The following is a 19,222-nucleotide window of genomic DNA, read 5'->3' on the forward strand; positions in this document are numbered from 1 at the left end:
AACCCGCGATGAAATCGAAAACGAACCGTTTCGCTTATATCGAATGGAAATCACTTCTTGTGTTTGGCGGCGGACTGCTTGCACTCTGCCTTCTCCTTTTCCTCAATTTGACACAAGGAGAAGCGAACATAACTGTTCATACGGTCATCCAAGCTTTGATATCTCCACAAGATACCCCCGACCATCATATGGTGCGGGGGCTTCGCATGCCGCGCGCTGTCATCGGTATGCTTGCTGGTGCTGCCCTTGCTGTTGCAGGAGCACTGCTACAAACAGTCACCCGGAACCCCCTAGCCTCCGCATCAACACTTGGCCTCAACGCTGGTGCGTATTTCATTATCGTTTTGGCGGCGGTATATTTCCCTGCACTAAAGTCTGATTATTCCTTGCTTCTGGCGTTATTAGGTGCATGCGGCGCTGCATTCATGGCCTATTTCATGTCAGGAGGTCGCAAAAGTTCACCGCTTCGCATGGCACTTGCAGGGATGATCGTGACGTTAGTACTATCTGCCTTCACAAGTGGTCTGCAAATTATGTATGAGAATGAAACAAATGGCTTATTTATGTGGGGATCAGGTGCCTTAGGGCAAAACGATTGGCAAGGTGTCCAATATGCACTCCCTTGGGTATGCATTGGACTTGTCGTAGCTTTTCTTTTCAGTCAGAAGCTGGATATGCTTGCCTTAAATGAGGAAACGGCTGTTTCACTAGGTGAAAATGTGAATATGGTTCGGATGGTAGCCCTTATATCTGCCATTCTACTTGCTGGAGTTACAGTTAGCGTTGTAGGACCCATAGGTTTTATAGGCCTAATCGCACCGCATTTAGTCCGATTAATAGGTTTACAACGTCACCGACTATTGATACCAGGGAGTGCTCTTTGGGGTGCTGTCGTCTTACTTAGTGCTGATTTAGTTGCCAAAATGTTTCGAAGTACACTCGGAGAGCTGCCCGCGGGTTCTGTTACCGCTTTACTAGGTGCTCCATGGTTAATCTGGCTAGCCATTCGTGGCTCCCGAATGAAATCTTCTGCTGAAAGCAGCTCAATGAGTGTCGGTTATGTCGGAACTAAAATTCCGTATCCTATACTAGTTATCGTATCGAGCATTGCTTTAGTTTTCTTGTTGCTTTACGGGTTGACGGCTGGAGCCCTGCGAATACCTTTCACTGAAGTTATCGCCGTACTAACAGGCCAAGGCGAAGAAATGGCTCGCAATGTTATTCTGAATTTGCGTCTTCCTCGCATTCTCGTTGCTGCTCTCGCAGGTGCCTCTTTAGCTGTCGCAGGCTCCATGATGCAAGGTGCGGTTCGTAACCCGCTGGCGGATCCTTCCGTTGTAGGTGTCACCTCAGGTGCTGGGATGGGCGCCCTATTGGTCCTAACCATTTGGCCATCTGCTCCTGGTACCTGGGTCCCCGTTGGCGCTATCATTGGCGCACTCCTCTCTGCAGGAAGTGTGTATGCCTTCGCTTGGAAAAAAGGACTGAATCCCGTAGTTCTCATTCTTATTGGGATCGCCGTTTCGGCACTTGGCTCGGCTGTCATCCAATTTCTTGTTATTAAATCTCAGCTTGGTGCTGCCCCTGCCCTTACATGGTTGGCTGGCAGTACTTACTCTAGGGGATGGAAGGAATGCATCCAACTCCTGATCACGACAGCCATTTTACTTCCAAGTGCATGGTTGCTTGGTCGACGTGTAGATCTGTTGGCCTTTGGTGACCACGTTTCACTTGGACTAGGCCTTAAGTTGCAGAAAACAAGACTTCTCTCAGCAATAATCGGTGTGTTAGTTGCTGCCATTGCTGTTGCATCTGTCGGCACCGTCAGTTTCATCGGCTTACTCGCCCCTCACGCAGTACGCCTATTCTTGGGGCAACATCACCAGAAATCAGTTGTCCTTTCGGCCATTCTCGGCGCCATATTGCTTACAGGTGCTGATATCATTGGTAAAACGATACTGATACCCAAAGAGATTCCCTCCGGTATCGTTGTAGCTATCATTGGCGCTCCGTATCTATTATTCCTTATGTATAGAAGTACTGTTCGCAAATAGCGTTGTGTAACCAAAAATAACCATAAAGGGTTATGAAACTGGATGAAACCAGTCGTCATTGCCCTTTATGGTTATTTATTCCTATGTCCAGCTTGTTTCGCCCCACAAAGCTTGATATGATAACCTTCAAGACATCTATAAAGGAGACACTTCTTCGCATGGAATTACGTCAATTACAGTATGCCATCCAGATCGCCATAGAACGGAATTTCTCACGCGCAGCGGAGAAGTTACATATAGCCCAACCTTCACTCAGCCAACAATTGTCAAAACTAGAGAAGGAACTCGGCGTCCTTTTGTTTCAACGTAGCACGAATTCAGTTGAGTTGACCCACGCAGGTTCTCTGTTTGTGGAGAAGTCACAGAAGATTCTCGATATGATCGAAGGGCTCAAAAAAGAAATGGAAGACATTTCTCAAATGAAGAAAGGCCGCCTAGTCATCGGCAGTATGCCAATAACAGGATCAACGATTTTACCCTACGTGGTACCTGTCTTTCAGGCAGCTTATCCGGATATTGAAATTTCACTCGTCGAGGAGACTTCTTCCAACCTAGAGACCTTAACTGTAAATGGTCAAACAGATATTTCTCTTCTATCCTTGCCATTACGTGAAGAATCTCTCGTCTACGAGACGTTGCTAGATGAAGAAATCATCCTAGCCGTTCCGCCGCTGCACCCATTAGCTTCCAGCAAAGAGCCAATTCAAATTTCTCAATTGGAAAAGGAAGCCTTCATCGCCTTGAAAAAAGGACAAGGCTTCCGAAAGCTGACCCTCGATCTGTGCCAGGAAGCTGGCTTCACTCCGAATATTGTTTTTGAATCGAGTAATATGGAAACCGTGCAATCGCTTGTTGCTGCTGGCATGGGGATCGCTTTCGTACCCTACTTGATTTCCAAAAGAAGCTTACATGAGCTTTCTCCCGTAAATGTCATCTTAGAGGGTAGACCTACACGCAAGCTTGTTATTGCTTATCGCAAAGGTCGCTATATATCCAAAGCTGCTGAAGCATTTATCTCCACAATGAAAGAGGTTATGCAAACGATTCGTTAGCATAACCTCCACTGTCAAAAGGAGTGGTCCCTTTGAGTCGTAATTTAATTATTTTCCTATGTATCGCTAGTTTAATGGATGCAGGATTAACAGATATGGGTCTGCGGTTACAATTGATTGGCGAGGCCAATCCGATTATGGCTTTCCTGTATGAGCATAGCTACATTGCCTTCTATGGCATTAAAATCATACTCCCCCTTTCACTCTTCTTTATTGCAGCAAAAGTAGGTAAACGACTGCTCATCAACAATCTGTTCCGCCTCTCTACCGTTATTTATTTAGGTATTCTCCTCTTGCATGCTTACTGGATCTCAACTTCATTCTCTCAAAGCTTGAATATCTGAATCGTGCGCTGCAATTGGGTCACCATACGAAGCATTTGTTCGGACTGAATAACAACAGCTTTGACGGAACGCGTTTGTTGTACCATTGAAGTAGATACCTGCTCTGTACCCGCTGCCGATTGCTGGGTAATCGCTGAAATATTTTCCATGGTGCCCGTAATGAACTGGGCTGCATTCAACATCTTCTGACTTTCTCCCGTAAACTCACTCATACGCTGCGTAATGAATTGAATACTTTCAACCATCTCACCGAATATTTTTTCCGTAGCTTCAATGGACTCTGTCTGCCTGCGAGCAATTTCCTCATTGATCTGAATATTTTTCTGGGCCATTTTAATACTATTCTCAATGTTATGTACCATATGGAATACGCTCTTGGCCGATTTGGATGACTCTTCAGCTAATTTACGAACTTCTTGAGCAACAACAGAGAAGCCTCTCCCGTGCTCGCCTGCACGCGCTGCTTCAATGGAAGCATTCAAGGACAGCAAATTCGTTTGTTCGGCAATTTCAGAAATTGTGCGTGTAATGGAAGAAATACCAGCCGCTTCTTTAACTAGATCATCAATCGTCCCCGAAACATTACTTGTTGCAAGTACGATATGAGAAACGCTCTCGGATTGACTTTCTACCGCTCTCATTCCTTTTTTCACAAGATCGAGCGTTTGCCCGCAACGATTATTCATTTCATGTGTAGAATCCACATAATCCGTGATTTTGGTTTCGATTTCTTTTACGACGGAAAAACTTTTAAACACACCTGATGAGATCTCATTAGCTCCCTCCGCAAGTGAAGTGACCGAGCCTGTTGCTTCCACGATCATCGTGTTAATACCTTCATTCTTATGGTAAATATCACGACTTGAGTCTGCGACATGCTTCGATATCGAAGCCGTTTCATTCAGCAGTTCCTTCAATTTCACGATCATGGCATTAAAGGAGCGCCCCATATCTCCTAGCGCATCTTTGGAGGATGCATCCACGGTTTGTGTGAAGTCTCCTTTGGCAATATTCATCGCGACACGCGTTACATTATCAATGGGTTCTGTTAACGCCTTTTCTAAGAACCGCACATAGGGAAAGCTGAACACCATGAGAATAAGTGACGAAGATAATGCAAAAATGATGGATACATCTGCTGTTAACATAAGAATGAGGATAACAATTGTGTAAAAGGCAACAACAGTGTAATAACCGAGCTGAAGCTTAGCACGAAACGATTGAGCTAGAAACCAGTTCATAGGAGTCCGACCTCTCTTTTACAAAATGTAGTTTTACTGCCATACGATGAGGTCCAAGTACCACGTCATCAATGGGTCTCCGAAACAAAAACAGATGAAACCAGCAACAGCGATGAAAGGACCATAGGGAATAGGTGAACGCCGATCCAGTTTACCTGAGGCGATTAGAGCCACACCGATGACGCTGCCGAGCAGCGCCGACAGAAAAATGCATAACAGCACGAGCTTGATTCCCATGACGAGTCCTACTAAAGCCATCAATCGAATATCTCCAAAGCCCATAGCTGGCTTCCCCATCCAAGTTGCAGCAAGAGACACTGCGAGCAGTGTGCCCCCTCCAATTACGAATCCCAATGCATAGTGCCAAATTGGCAGAGGATGCACGAACAATCGCAGTCCCGTAAATAGCAGCATGGCTGGATAAATGATTTTGTTGGGCAAGAGCATGTAGGCTAGATCACTCACTGTCAGGATGAGAAGCACAGATATTAGTGGATAAGCAATCCACAGTTCATTTACGCTGACTAGGAAAGGAAGAGCGGCAAATAAAACACCTCCTGCTAACTCTCCAACGATATACACAGGGGATATTGATGATCCGCATGTGTGACATTTCCCTCTTCGGATAAACCATCCCAAGATCGGAATTAAATCAATCGCGTTAAGCTGGCGCCCACAACTTCCACAGCTAGATCGAGGGGCAACGACGGATATACCTTTCGGTACCCGAAGCCCAACGACATTAAAGAATGAACCGAACAATGCACCCACTATGAACAACAGAATTGTGTAACTCCATGCTTCCCACCCCATTGCCTTACCCCCTCTAGATGTCTCACCTTAGCAATATTTATTTAGAAATCTGCTTTTTTTGCATATTCACGATTGCTCACGGGCGCAGTCCCCAATTGAACCTGTAGCCAAGCAGCTAATTGATTAAAACTCTCAATGGTAACAGTTATAGATTGCTTTTGCCCGCTTGCCGTTGTCATATCAATCTCAATCTTATTCTCTGCTTCTGTACATACAACCAAGTATTGTGACATCTCACCATTCAAATCCTCGCTCCAGTTACACATAACACTGCTTGTGAAATTTTTCATTGGTCCATTCCCCCTGAATAAATTAATGATCTTTCCGCCATTCACAGCTTTAAAGCCAACTTTATTCACGTCAGCCACTTCCTGAGACTTAGAAGACGTGCTTACGGGAACTTCTTCTTTGAATACTGGAACTTCATTAACTAGATCTTTCACTTCATAGCTGGATTCTAAAGATTCCATCTCCAAAGTGATCTCATTGAGGTCATCTATGCTAAGTTCCATTGAGCTCGAATCAATATCTTCTACAATGGCTTCGACCTCTTGCTCTGCGATAGGGTTGTTCACCGTTATCGAAGAATCCTCGTACGCAATAACGCTTGCTTCTACCTGTTGCATTTGTTGTAGCACCTGCTGTTGCTCCAGCTGCCATTCCTGTTCCAAGTCACCTTGCATCACAGCGGCCAGCCTCTCCATTTCAAGGAGACGATCCTCTTCTTCCGTTGATTGTGAATGTTCAGGCGTCTCATCCATGTGCATGTGATCCGAAGTCTCCAAAGCAACCTTAGATTCCTCCACCTCAGCAAACGCGAGCAGAACTTCCAGCGCATTGACAACCTGAGCAGGTTTGGCTGCAACTTTCTTTTCCTCCGTGACGTAATTCTTCTGAGATTCTGGTTCCGTTTCCGTTACTGGCTCTGGTTCACCACTACTTTGTTGGAGTTCAACGACTTCAGGAATTTGCTCTTCCTCATAAATCAGCTTACTGACGATCTCTTGATTGGATTGATTGGACTCGCTGCTCGACGAGATTTCTATCAAGATCTCCTCATCTTGCTTCGTAAGATGTAGCTCCTTCGGCTCAGCATATCCTTGATCAACGGCATGCAAACTTGCTGTTGGGACGGTAGCACCTTCGGCTAACTTAGCCTGTAATTCCATTTCCTCAATGAAAACCGTCGCCTCTACAGCTTCGATTTCTACGGCTGCAGCTTCCGTGCGCTGCATGTCTTGCGGTATGAGATGGCCTATTACACGGGGAACACCATATTTTCGAACAATTTCATTCACGCGATTTGGTTTAAAAGGTTTCATCACATAGCCGTTTGCCCCAGCTTTCAATGCATCTGAGATGAGATCCTGCTGACTCATAGCCGAACAAATGAGAACGACTGCCGATGGATTGAGCTTACGAATTTCCTTCATCGCTTCAATTCCGTCCATTTCGGGCATCGTGATGTCCATCAGAACAATATCAGGCTGAAGTTCCTCATACTTTTGCACAGCCTGTCTACCATTCTCTGCTTCTCCGACCACCTCATGACCATATTGCTTCAAAATATCAGTCAACATTTTCCGCATAAATTTCGTATCGTCAACGACTAGGATTTGGAATGACATTGAAGGTACCTCCTTCCAGAATGGTTAATCTGTAGTTACTTGATGTATTTGACGTTTTTCACAAACACGTTAAAATTGTCTGTCGTTGGGATGCCGTCTGGCGGTTGATCATAGAGATTATCATCATAGAAAATCTGCAGCCTTGATGGTTTGGAATTGTCCAATTGCACTTCAGGTACTTCTCTAGTCCATGGTGCACTCCCTTGATACTTGGAAACGGAGCTGCCAGCTGTAGTCAATTCACCTCTCACTGCATTGAGTTCTACGCCTCCAGCACCGCCATGTATACCGCCAGTCAGTCTCATCTTCGAAATGACCCCATATAATCGAATTCCTTGCTTCGTGTAGAAGAAAGCGCGAACATTCTCATCATCGGTGTTTGTGCTATTACCCAGCACGATCTCCCCTGAGGCGACAACAATAAGCGGTGTTAATGAAGGGTCTGGGGTCTCCTCCGTGTTTTTATTAATTGAAGTCATCTGTTTTAACTCTACGTTACCCTGTACATACACGGTACCTTGCAGCCATACATTTCCAATGATCTTCAGATCACCTTTGATATACATCGTGCCATTTGGAAAACGAAATCCATTATTCAGTGTCACGTTGCCATCAATGGCTAAGAATTTTCCTGGTTCCACAGAAAGTTCGCCGCGAAGATCCGTCGCTACTAAATTAGGATCTGGCGACTTCACATAAAGGGAACCTTTCTTCAGTTTGAGTTTCGATGCGTCGTTCGCCATGGTAAGCACACCATTATTAATGAACAGATCAGCCTCGTTAGTGGCTGATGCTTCATCAAAAACATTCACCTCACCATCAACAGTTACCCATTGATCGTTGTACAGCTTACTACTCGTCAAATTTTGAAACAATGGCGGCAACTCAATTATTGCTGGATCCGGTGCTGAATACCCGCCTAAAGCAGCTAACTTGGTTGTTAAATCGGTCTGTGTTTTACTAGTGACATACCCCTCAACATCTACTTCAATGTCCGCATCCAGCGTTGGATCTTCTAATGGAAAATATTGCGGTCTAAAATAATCGGGTTGCACAAATTCACTTGTTTGCGTGAGCGGCGGGAATTCAGTCAATCCATCCGACCGGGTAAAATTAAATTTCCCTGGCGCTATTGTATCGCTGTCTCCGTCCACTCGAATGAAACCGCGAATCTCAGGTCGTCCTGTTTGAATCCCATATTTGCTTCGATTCGCACCACTGGTTGTACCTGTGAATAAAGCCTCATCCCGTACATACAAATGATTGGCTACAAAAATGTCTCCTTTGATCGAAGGTGTTCCATTTAGTACCAAATCACCGCTTGATGAGACCGGATATCGAAACACAGGGTTAATCGTACTCACATAAACGGTCATCTCTTTCGTAACAATCGTAGTGGGAGTGCCCCCCATCATACCTCGAGAAGTTATCGTGAATTTGCGAACGTAGGGAGCATCAGGGATTGCCAAAGGCTTTTTCGTCGGTGATTCTGGATTCGTGGGCTCTGCAAGAACAATATCAACTTGATATGTCCCTTTCTTCGCTTCAACGACAACCCCATTCTTGTCATTTGAATTCTGAGAATCTCCTGCATGCTTATCAATAAATGGAAGCATCAACAAGAGTTGATTCTCTACATTGCGAACTCGATTCCGATAGTTCGTCCCACCAATCGTTTCACCATTGGCGACGGCTCTGCGGATTTGGGCAAGTGTATCGTCCAGCCCTTTCTGTGCAATCGCCTCCGCTTGAACACTTGACTCTGTCGTGGCTGCTTGAATTGCACCTCCACGAAGTACGCTCATAAGGATAAGACCCATCATGGTCATTAAAACAACGGCAAGTAAAGCGATGACTAGCGCTGATCCTTCCTCATTATGCATCCTCTGTTGGAGGCCGTTATTGTCTTTATTCATAGCGTTCAATACATGCCTCCTCCAATCCGTTACATTTAATCATTACGGAATAGTGGGATTTGCGAATCAATGATCAGTTTCGGGTTGTCTGCTAACTTAAACTGATCCGCATTAATTCTGGCATACTCAAGTGTAACTTGAACACGGTCATGATTTTGACTCGCTTCACTTAAGCTGCCCTCTCGAATTGTAAAATTGCTTCCTAATTGGAAAACACGTTTAACAACATTCGTTCCAGCTTCCCTAATTTCGATTTTCCCACCGCCGGTTGGATTCGGCATGACTTCCATTTCATAGAGATCAATATATATGTTCGGGTCATCATTCTTTTTCGCATAACGAATAATCTTCTTATCCGTCCCTTCATCTTGAACGTAGATCGCTTCTTTCAGTTCCGAAATAATCTGGCTGTATAACCCGTCTCCTTGATTACGCATCTGGGTTTCCATCGTGACTCGTTTATACATCGACACGCCCATTAGCATAAAAGAGTACAGGATGGAGGCTACCATGCCGAAGATCAGCAAGGCAGCCAGAAGCTCAATTAATGTCATCCCTTTCTCATTGCGCTGCATGAGGCGCTACCACCTTTTGATAAGATACGTATCGAGTGTCGTTGATGATTTCGCTGAAGGTGCATCGAGAGAATCTTCGTTCGACCAATATACAGTAACGAGCATTTGAGCCAAATAGTCATCTGAATCATTACGAAACGGATCCGCAGCCTCCCAGCGAGCGTAGCTCTTCTCAAGTTCAACCAAATACCGATACGTTGTACCATTGATCTCCGTTGAGGCCAACCTGCCTTTCATTAACTCCGACCCATTACTCGATAAGTCACCAGAAAATTTGGGACTGCTTGTCAGCTGCGACACAATGGCGTCTTTATAGCCATTCTTGAAGTAATCGCGCAGCTCAGCTGCTTTTAATCGAGCTAAATTGGCACCGATTATTTTGCGGCTTTCTTGCGCGGATTTATCAACAGCTGAGGTGAAATACCCCATCAACGTGACGCTGATAATCGACATAATCGTCACAGCAATCAAGATTTCCACGAGTGACATACCGTCTTCATTAGGCCCCACTTGCTTCAAGCATTCATTGCGGCGCACCGTAAGTCCTCCTCACTACCTCACCGATTTGCCAGTCTAGTTGTTGTTTTGCTCGGTATCGAATTTAACGATCAGTGGCTGCTGAACCATTTCGACATTCGAACTGTCGATTAATTTTAAAAAGACATAATATGTTCCGGATGTCGTGTTCGTTTTGGTTGTCACCGTTAATCGCTTCGATGCCAATGGTTTCCATCCATTTGCTTCCGGCGTCGTTGATGTCTGTTTAATCACGTAATACATATTTTTCAACGTGAAACCATGCTCGATGTGACTACCGAATGTACGATCGGATACAGGATACTTCTCGTCCACCACAGCAACACTTACGGGTTTATCTGAAATATCACCAGTATTATAGTTCATGCCTTTGAGCGTAGCCGCCAAACCTGGATTAACCACAAAATATTCAGGTGCTTCAACTGTTGTAGTTGTGCCTCCCATTGAAGTGGCTTCAAAATAAATTTGATGCCAGCCTTGCCGTTTCTCAGCCGTATCGAAACCTGCCACATCGCTCAATCGAAACGCATAGGTGTTGCCATTCTTCGTCATTTTCGATGAGCTAGAAGAAATAGAAAGTGATTTGTTGTCGAACCATACTTTCACACTCGTTACTGGACTTAGATTATCGGTTGCCGTGATATAAATGATGCCGTCATCTGTTGGATTTACAATATTATGGCTCCAGCTAATCATAGGCCCTGTGCTATCTAAGGAAACATTTCCGGTTGCGACAGCACCAGCAATAGGAATCGCAGCACTACCACTTATCGCATTAGTGAACGCACGCGTTTTGAAATTCACACTATTACCATCAGGAATGACCACTCCGTTTGTTGTTTGTGATTGCCAATTGCCATTATCAACGGATATCTCATAACCCGCTAGATAAGCCCCTTGGAAATCATCATTCGCATACACAGTTGTGCTCGGCAGTTGTGTGCTTGAACCCGATACCAATCGGAGGTTTCCAGGACCCTTGTGCCAACCATTTTCACTTATCGGCTTCCCATTCCCATCAACAAGTTCATAGGTTCCAGGCGCTGTTGGCTTCAAATCAAATTGATCTGTCGTCCCATCCTTGTAAGTAATGCGAACGATGGAATGAATTTCTGTATCAATAAAATGAATATCCGAGATGGCTACCTTCTTCTTATTAATCGTCCATTGTTTTTGTTTATCACTAGCTCGTAGACGTTGCAGTTCTCCTTGACTATTCCCGATATACACATTGCCATATTTATCAACCACACGAACACTGACAGAGAGTTGCGTTCCAAAATTGATATTGAACTGTCGATTAGCATTACATGCATCTTTGTAAGTCACCTTCGCATCTTGCAGTGGATAGTCACCTGCTGCTGTATCTGGAATTAATTTAATGGTTAGATCGATCTTGTCTTGGTCAAAAGGAAAATTAATGTCACCTACGTTGACCACAACTTCGCGTGTTGCAGCTTCATACCTTACATTCGAGGCATTCTCACCAGGTGCCAAGATGAACCCAGCTGGGATGGGTTGACGAAGCGTCACGGTTTTGAGTTGAGCTGGCGCTTCAATTGTTTTCGCAATATTGTCAAAAATCGCGGAAAGTTGGCTCGCAGAACTCGCTTCATAAGCGGTTCCGCCCGTCTTTGTTGCAATATATTGCAACAAATCTAGATCAATTTCATCAGAGCCAGCTGTAGCCAAAGCAATTGTATATACTTTGATACCAAGACCTGCTAGTACATCAGCATCTGCTCTTGCAGCATTCGCAGCACTTGTTTCTCCGCTTTTTTGTTTATTACCGTCGTTCTCATCCGTCCAAACTGTTGCTTTGCCGTCTGTTAGTAAAATTATTTGTTTCACGGGCTTCGTTCCACTCGCCGTTAACATCGTCTTTGCCTTCGCAAGTCCATCGTCAATATTGGTAGAGCCATCAGCGACTAATTTATTAATTTCGGTTTGAACTTTCGCATAATCCGTTGTCAAATCAAGTACTTTGGACGCCCCAGAACTAAATTTAATGAGTCCTAGACGGTCACCCATGTTTACTGTTTTAAACTTATTAGTTAACGTAGTAGAAGCACTTTTTAAAATATCCAAACGAATGGGGGTTTTGCTATCATTTTTGTTCATATGGTAATCCATACTTCCAGATACGTCAGCTACAAAAGCAATATCAACCGCATCCCGTGTTTGCATCACTGTATGTGTACCACTCGGGTCTAGCGTGTAATTAATAGTAACCAATTGATTCCGTTCAACACTTGTTACGGGTACATTTCCCACACCGCTAATCGCTAAGCAACCATTGTCTACCTCAGCCCCATATACGGTATTCGTTCCAACGAAGACAGGAAGCATACTCGTGAGCAACATACCCGTCAACAAGATCGCACTTTTCTTTTTCGCTTTTTGATACCAATGCATAGTTACGAACTCCTTTCTACACCAAATGAATGATTCTCGAGATGACTTTGAAAGCTTCAGCACGAGTGAGAGACCCTTGAGGTCTGAACGAACCATCTTCATAACCGCCAACAATACCTGCATGTATCACATTTAGAAGAGATGCTTTATTTCCGTCAGTTAAGCTTGCGATATCTGTGAATTCACCAGTGCCAGATCCACCCTTAACGGCATATTTTTGCAAAATGCGATCAACGAGACCAACCATTTCAATGCGCGTAATGGGTAAATCCGGAGAAAAATTCAAATCTACGGGTTTCAAATCCAGCAAACCCATAGCTTGCGCAGAAGCAACCATGCTGGTTGACCAATGTTTTCCCATATCCTCGTAACCTTTGACAGGTGTTTGGACAGGTTCAATCCCTAATGACTTAACAACAAGTGTGACAAACTCTGCTTTCGAAAGCGTACGATTCGGACGAATGGTGTGATCCTCATACCCATCGATAATGGATTTCTGCATTAGATCAAGGATGTCATCCTTCGCCCAATGGGTTAGTGCATCACTAGGAATTGCGCTTACGGCCGTTTGTTTCCATGTACGCAGCGTTGGTACAACATCTGGCATGTCAGGTAATTTCTTGACTGAGCCCAGTGATGGTGCGACGGCGCGATCAGGATCCTGAAAAACGATACCATACACGTTGATTAAGCCATTCGATGATACCTTTGTACTGCCATCTCGAGCTGTCTCTGCATCCGTAGGGATGTTCGCCCAAGGCACTTTGCCAAGGTATGCTTTGATACGATAGGACTCTTGGGATGCGCTTTCAAAGTACGAACGTGTCGTCTCTTCGACGTCAGTGGCATGGAAATCAAGTTTACCTGACACATTTACACCGATTTCATCCCAAAACACGAGCAAATCATTGTAATCTCGTGCGATTGCTCCCGTCCATATTTTCACATGTGCGCCAGAAGCATCTACGCTAGTAACAACTGCATAAGGTTCTTTGGAAATAATCATACCGACCTGCCAACCTGCTGGTGAAAGCTTCATGTTCTCGTATTGTTGACTGCGCGCTTCATTATCGAGCCCTTTTAATATGGCGAATGGATTGCTCGCTTGCACACTGACTGTTGAATTAACTGCTGCTTCACTTGCGAGAACGGCTGTTGGTGAGAGAATGGATACGACAAGAAGAGCAGTAATGAGTGCATGTTTATTGGTTTTCATTTAATCTTCTCCTAAGGTCATTTCATATTCTTTGATCGCATCTCGGTGGATAATACCTTCTTCCACTAATTGCTTCAAGCTGGATACCATCGTTTGCATACCGATTTGTCGATTCGTTTGAATGACCGATTTGATTTGATAAATCTTTTCTTGCCGAATTAAGTTGGCTACAGCGGGTGTATTGATTAATATTTCCAGCGCCATGGCCCTTCCTCGTCCATCCATTCGCGGTACTAAACGTTGGGATAAAACACTGATGAGTACGGATGCTAGCTGTACGCGTATTTGTCGTTGTTGCTCAGTTGGAAATACATCAATAATCCGATCGACGGTTTGAGGAGCATCCGGGGTATGAAGTGTCGCGAGGACAAGGTGACCTGTTTCCGCTGCTGTAATGGCTGTCTTGATCGTTTCCAAATCCCGCATCTCACCAACTAGAATGACATCAGGATCTTGACGTAATGCAGCACGCAAACCATTGGAGAACGTTAACGTATCAATACCAATTTCACGTTGTGCCACCAGACAATTTTTACTTGGATGAATATACTCGATCGGATCTTCCAACGTAATAATATGTTTCTTCTGAGTTTCATTAATGAAATCAATGATAGAAGCAAGCGTCGTTGACTTACCGCTGCCTGTAGGACCTGTTACTAGAACCAGACCTTGATGCTTGTGTGCAAACTCCTGAACCAAATCAGGCAAATTCAAGCTAAAAAGGGAGGGCACTGTCGTCGACAAGACACGAAACACCATGTTAATATGTCGTTTTTGCTTAAATACATTGCCCCGATAACGAGAAAGACCTGGCAGCTCGAACGAAAAGTCAACTTCCCCCTTTTTAGATAATGTTTCATATTGTTCCTTCGTTAATATTTCTTTCGCCATGCGATGTGTATCCTCAGGAGAAAGAACGGAATCAACCACCTTCATCAACTTCCCATGTAGCCGCATAAGTGGTTCTGTCGTTGCATTAATGTGCAAGTCAGAAGCCTTCGATTCGTAAGAAACACGCAGCAGATCTTTCAGTGATAAGATGTCAGAGGTCGTTGGTGAAATCATACTCATCGTATTTCCTCCCATATGTACATGGTTTTATTAATAGACTGGATTCGTCTTTCCAGCAGGTTTCGTATAAGGAACCTGAAGCGGATTCTTGAAAAACTTCTGTAACCCTGGTGCATAATAGGAAACTACGGAAACATTGACCGTTATTTCTCTTTTCAAAGCATTCAGCTTCACGGGGGCTCCGCCCTTAACCGCAAAAGTCAACTTGTCAATCTGCATCAAGCGATTGGTCGTTTGCAGTTCATCTAGAAAACGATGGATCTGCGCATAATCCCCTTTAGCTGTTGTGTTGAGCTTGATCGGAATGGCAAGTGATGGCATCGGTGGAGCCACCTGTGTAACGGTTGTACTTTCTTTCGCAGGGGCTGGTGAGCTCGTTGGAGCTTTACTCACAACATCGGACGCCTTGCCAATTTCAAAGTTGTAACTGGCCAGTGACATCTTCGTAATGACCTCTAACATTCGAATCTCACGTATGAGCCCTTCTACATCCGGTTCTTCAGGCACGTGAAAACGTGTTTGTGAGAGACTTACTTGTTCCGCAGCCCCAATTGCACCACCGCCTGCTGATCGTTTATTCAAGTCGTCTAGCTCTTGTTTTTTCTGTATAAGTAGTCTCTCTTTGGAGACCTTTTCACTCTGAAGTGGTGAAATGAAATTGATATACACCATCACAAGCGTCAACGCGAGGATGAACGCCACGATGATTTGATTCCTTTTACTGCTGAGCATGCTCATACGTTCGATCAACCTTTCTTGTTGGGCTCGGACTTGTATTGAAGCTCGAAAGTCGCTTGAATGACAGGCAATGGCGGATCAGTAACAACCGGAGCATTTTTATCTTCTTGTGCCGCTATCACTTTGTTCATCCCACTGGTAGAAATTAAGGTAAACGAGCTGGAAGCTTTCGTCGCTTGCATGAATGTAATGATATCTTCGCTTGTAGCAAAATTCCCTGTCACCTTAACCTTATTACCATCTCCGAAGGAGAGAGCGGTAAGATTTGAGGTAAGTGGCATTAGAGCAGAAAGTTTATCGAGCACATCTGTCGCTAAAGGCTTGCTTGCGAGGAGTTGTTTCGGTAAAGCAACGAAATCAGCAACCGCCCCAGCAGAAGGGGAACTTGCAATCTTCGTTTGACTTTCTTTAATTTGAAGGTTGACCTGCTCCAATGCCTTATTCGTGTTCTTAATTTCTGACTTTGCGCTCGTATACATCCATCCCATTCCACCAATTACCACCACGATCGCAGTCAAAAACACATAGCGGAGAATGGGACTAGTTCCTGCTTGTTCTTCGTGCCGCATTTGCAGCAAGTTAATTTCGATGGATTGTAGCTTCTGTACGCCTGCACTCATCGTCCTTAAGCTCCTTTCATCGCCAGTCCAACTGGAACCGCGTAGGCTTGACATGTTGTGTCTTCATCTTTCAGAATGGCAGGCAATGGAAACGATGTAATCTCACCTGTGAAAGCACTCTCTAGATGTTCTGGAAGTGCCGTGATCCATTCATGATCGCCTACCAAATAAACGAGCTCGACATGCTTCTGATCGTTGGAAACCGTGTATTGGAAATAATTCAAGACACGGCCAAGCTCCATAGATAGATTGCGCGCATAAGCTGCAAGCTGGTCGGTGCCTGTATCTAGGAAGAAACTTGTATTAATCTGAATCGATCGAAAAAACACAGGGATGCCATCTACGAATATGCTGACATCCGCATGATCTGGCTCGACATGCAGCAGCATGAATCGTTCCTTCATCGCGGAGCCAGTTAATTTGGTATGACGTACCAACATACGATGAAGAGCTAGTGGTGCCAAATCAACAGCTACTGGCACTAGCCCTGATTGCTTGACGACGTGTGCATAGCTTTCAACCACCTCGCCGGGTGTCGCAAAGATGAGAACTTCCTCTTGTGCAGAAGACTTGGAAGATTTCACTGCACCTTCCGAAGAAGCAGCCGCTTCATCTTTGGGGGTTCCGAGTCGAACAAAATCAAACACTGGATTTTTGAAAGGCAATTGCTGTCCGCCATGTAATTCAACGTCGATCATATTACGTAATGCTTTATCTTTTAAGGCCGAAAAAACGGATTTACGGAGTACCACATTGGATAGTGGCACCGTCACATTGATATGTGCACCTTGTAACCCAATTTGCTTGACTAGGGTTGAAATGCGCGCAATGACCGAATCTTCGTCCACGAATTTTCCGTGTTTAATACTGCCTCTATCCAGCGCAATGGAATGACGCTGTGTCAGGGTAACCTGTCCATTCACGTTCATGATTTCAACCAGCTTCGCTTCTGTATCCGAAATTTGCATGCCGTATGTATACTTGCTCGTTTTCTTTGCGAACATTGCGGTAACTCCTCTCGGTTATGCTTGACTTGAAATTGGCGCGCCGCCCGAAGACGGCGCGCGCTTGTTTAATTACTCTCGAACGTCTGTTGTGGCCGTACCGAATTTCAATGCATCAATATCTACTTCTTTAACGGACGTGATGTGGGATACCCCACCAGTACCTGCCTTCACAAGTGAAACCGTATACGTGTAGTTTCCAGTCGTCGTATCTTGTGTAACAACAACCTTGGAAAGATCTTTATCATATCCGTTTGGTTTGTCAGATGGATTTTTGGGAACAGTTTCCAAGAATCCACCTTTTTCCAACTTATCTAAGGACCAACCAGCAGCGTCTGTAGCTTCAGCAGGGCTTAAACCTTGACCTGTAATCATTAATCGCGTTGCATCAATGACCATATGAGCATTTGATTTATGTGCGCTTACGCGTGTATTCTTAATAATTCCTCCAACAGATGGAATTGCAATCGCAGCAATAATCGCAATGATAACGATAACCGCTAGCAACTCAATCAAAGTCAAACCTTTTTGGTTTTTGTTTAACTCTTTCAAAGAAAATTTCGAAAACTTCGGTAAACGGAAATTCATCTTTTTGCTGTTCATTGTCAATTCGTTCATTGCATTCCCACCTCTAGGTTTATTTTGGTTATGTACCTGATCTTGCCAATCTTGACTTACGTTATGTTGTAATGCTTGTAAAGACTGCGACATGTTTGTCTATCACCTCCCTTCAAGTTAGTAAGAAATTAGTTAAGGAAATTATCGTACATTTTGAACATCGGACTCATGATCGCTGCTACAATTACACCAACTATGCTGGAAACAAAGAGCAGCATGAGGGGTTCAATCACCGCCTTTAATCGATCTACACTCTGATCAACGTCCGCTTCAAAGAAATCAGCAATCTTGGCTAGCATATTATCGACTTGCCCTGTCTCCTCCCCGATGATTAGCATTTGCACAACCATTTTGGGAAAAATACCACTTTTCTGAATCGGTTCCGATAGCATTTTACCTTGCTGCAAGCTGTCTTTGGCATCTCGGAGCACCTTGGCAATCACGCGATTACCAACGACTTTCGCGGTTACATCCAGTGCCTGTAAGACAGGCACTGCACTCACGAACAGAGAGGACATCGTACGCGTCATTCGAGCAACTGCAGCTTTTTTGAGAATAATACCAAAGACCGGAATCTTAAACTTGATCGTATCGATCCAGTACTTTCCTTCTTCACTCGAAGCAAAACTCCGATACAAGATAATCACACCTACCAGCCCTGCCAAGAACATCCACCAATAATGCACGATCGCATCACTGGAGTTCATGACAAATTTAGTGATAAGTGGTAATTCGGACCCTTGCTCTAGAAACATATCTGCGAAAGTTGGGACAATTTTCAGAAGTAGGAAAATAACGACACCAATGGCGATTATCAAAACTACGATCGGGTACGTCATCGCTGACTTAACCTTTTGAACCGTTTTGTGTTCTTTCTCATAATGATCTGCCATTCGTTCCAGAACCTCGTCCAAATTACCGCCAGTTTCACCGGAAGCCATCATATTGACGAACATATCGGGAAATACTTTCGGATGTTCGCCCATCCCTTTCGATAAGGGGTGCCCGCTTCTGATTTGCTCCGAGATATCACCTAATGCCGCTTTCAAATATTTGGAGGTGGATTGATCTTCCAGAATCGAAACAGCTTGATCAATTTGAATCCCAGCTCGGATCAACGTAGCGAATTGCCGACAGAAGATGACGAAGTCCTCTAGCTTGACTGCCCTACCGATATGAATCTCCAGATCCATCGTTGTCTTCCGCTGCTCTTGGATGCTCCGAATGGTTATCCCGCGTCCCCGCAACTCCGTAATCGCCAGCTGTTTGTTCTGTGCTTTCACTATCCCTTTCAGCTTCTTACCGCTTTCATTGACGGCTTCATACGTAAAGTTCGCCAAGTTATTGTTCACCCCCATTCATAGCCTTCTTCATTTCACT

Annotated in this window: 16 protein-coding genes and 1 pseudogene; 3 read left to right on the forward strand and 14 right to left on the reverse strand. The window is 44.5% G+C overall.

What is annotated here, in order from left to right; all coding sequences use genetic code 11:
* Positions 1-8 precede the first annotated feature (8 nt).
* From fhuB to GC096_RS02615, 3 genes are all read left to right on the forward strand, one after another.
* Positions 9-2,054 (forward strand): Fe(3+)-hydroxamate ABC transporter permease FhuB, encoded by a 2,046-nt coding sequence (gene fhuB, locus GC096_RS02605; protein ID WP_171628752.1) that lies wholly within the window; start codon positions 9-11, stop codon positions 2,052-2,054.
* Between the two features lie 158 nt (positions 2,055-2,212).
* Positions 2,213-3,106 (forward strand): LysR family transcriptional regulator, encoded by an 894-nt coding sequence (locus tag GC096_RS02610; protein WP_171628753.1) that lies wholly within the window; start codon positions 2,213-2,215, stop codon positions 3,104-3,106.
* Positions 3,107-3,138: 32 nt separating this feature from the next.
* A complete protein-coding gene (locus tag GC096_RS02615) occupies positions 3,139-3,450 on the forward strand; it encodes a DUF5658 family protein (RefSeq protein ID WP_171628754.1) in 312 nt (103 codons plus the stop codon).
* Here the strand turns inward: GC096_RS02615 and GC096_RS02620 are convergent.
* From GC096_RS02620 to GC096_RS02685, 14 genes and pseudogenes are all read right to left on the reverse strand, one after another.
* Positions 3,432-4,691: a methyl-accepting chemotaxis protein gene (locus tag GC096_RS02620; protein WP_171628755.1), complete on the reverse strand. Its 1,260-nt coding sequence runs from the start codon at positions 4,689-4,691 to the stop codon at positions 3,432-3,434. The genes GC096_RS02615 and GC096_RS02620 overlap by 19 nt on opposite strands.
* Positions 4,692-4,724: 33 nt before the next feature.
* On the reverse strand, positions 4,725-5,504 hold the full coding sequence (locus tag GC096_RS02625) for a prepilin peptidase (protein ID WP_171628756.1): 780 nt from the start codon (positions 5,502-5,504) through the stop codon (positions 4,725-4,727).
* A 1,277-nt stretch (positions 5,505-6,781) separates the two neighbouring features.
* A pseudogene (locus GC096_RS38575) lies at positions 6,782-7,132 on the reverse strand (response regulator); the annotation flags it as partial.
* Positions 7,133-7,167: 35 nt separating this feature from the next.
* The gene (locus GC096_RS02635; protein WP_171628758.1) at positions 7,168-9,057 is read right to left on the reverse strand and encodes a hypothetical protein; all 1,890 of its coding nucleotides are present in this window, start codon (positions 9,055-9,057) and stop codon (positions 7,168-7,170) included.
* A 26-nt stretch (positions 9,058-9,083) separates the two neighbouring features.
* Complete coding sequence (locus GC096_RS02640; RefSeq protein ID WP_171628759.1) at positions 9,084-9,623, reverse strand: prepilin-type N-terminal cleavage/methylation domain-containing protein; 540 nt, start codon at positions 9,621-9,623, stop codon at positions 9,084-9,086.
* 6 nt (positions 9,624-9,629) lie between these two features.
* Positions 9,630-10,160: a type IV pilus modification PilV family protein gene (locus GC096_RS02645; RefSeq protein ID WP_171628760.1), complete on the reverse strand. Its 531-nt coding sequence runs from the start codon at positions 10,158-10,160 to the stop codon at positions 9,630-9,632.
* A gap of 36 nt (positions 10,161-10,196) precedes the next feature.
* Positions 10,197-12,575, reverse strand: a complete 2,379-nt coding sequence (locus GC096_RS02650) for a vWA domain-containing protein (protein WP_171628761.1) — start codon at positions 12,573-12,575, stop codon at positions 10,197-10,199.
* Positions 12,576-12,591: 16 nt separating this feature from the next.
* Positions 12,592-13,791: an S-layer homology domain-containing protein gene (locus tag GC096_RS02655; RefSeq protein WP_171628762.1), complete on the reverse strand. Its 1,200-nt coding sequence runs from the start codon at positions 13,789-13,791 to the stop codon at positions 12,592-12,594.
* Positions 13,792-14,862, reverse strand: a complete 1,071-nt coding sequence (locus tag GC096_RS02660) for a type IV pilus twitching motility protein PilT (protein WP_281366716.1) — start codon at positions 14,860-14,862, stop codon at positions 13,792-13,794. It abuts the gene before it with no gap.
* Positions 14,863-14,892: 30 nt separating this feature from the next.
* On the reverse strand, positions 14,893-15,600 hold the full coding sequence (locus tag GC096_RS02665) for a hypothetical protein (RefSeq protein WP_171628763.1): 708 nt from the start codon (positions 15,598-15,600) through the stop codon (positions 14,893-14,895).
* Positions 15,601-15,608: 8 nt separating this feature from the next.
* Positions 15,609-16,220: a PilN domain-containing protein gene (locus tag GC096_RS02670; RefSeq protein ID WP_171628764.1), complete on the reverse strand. Its 612-nt coding sequence runs from the start codon at positions 16,218-16,220 to the stop codon at positions 15,609-15,611.
* A gap of 5 nt (positions 16,221-16,225) precedes the next feature.
* Complete coding sequence (gene pilM, locus GC096_RS02675; RefSeq protein WP_171628765.1) at positions 16,226-17,224, reverse strand: type IV pilus biogenesis protein PilM; 999 nt, start codon at positions 17,222-17,224, stop codon at positions 16,226-16,228.
* 72 nt (positions 17,225-17,296) lie between these two features.
* A complete protein-coding gene (locus GC096_RS02680; protein ID WP_246302539.1) occupies positions 17,297-17,935 on the reverse strand; it encodes a prepilin-type N-terminal cleavage/methylation domain-containing protein in 639 nt (212 codons plus the stop codon).
* Between the two features lie 35 nt (positions 17,936-17,970).
* On the reverse strand, positions 17,971-19,200 hold the full coding sequence (locus tag GC096_RS02685; RefSeq protein ID WP_171628766.1) for a type II secretion system F family protein: 1,230 nt from the start codon (positions 19,198-19,200) through the stop codon (positions 17,971-17,973).
* Positions 19,201-19,222: the final 22 nt, after the last annotated feature.

Source organism: Paenibacillus plantarum (assembly GCF_013141695.1).
Taxonomy (GTDB): Bacteria; Bacillota; Bacilli; order Paenibacillales; family NBRC-103111; genus Paenibacillus_E; species Paenibacillus_E plantarum.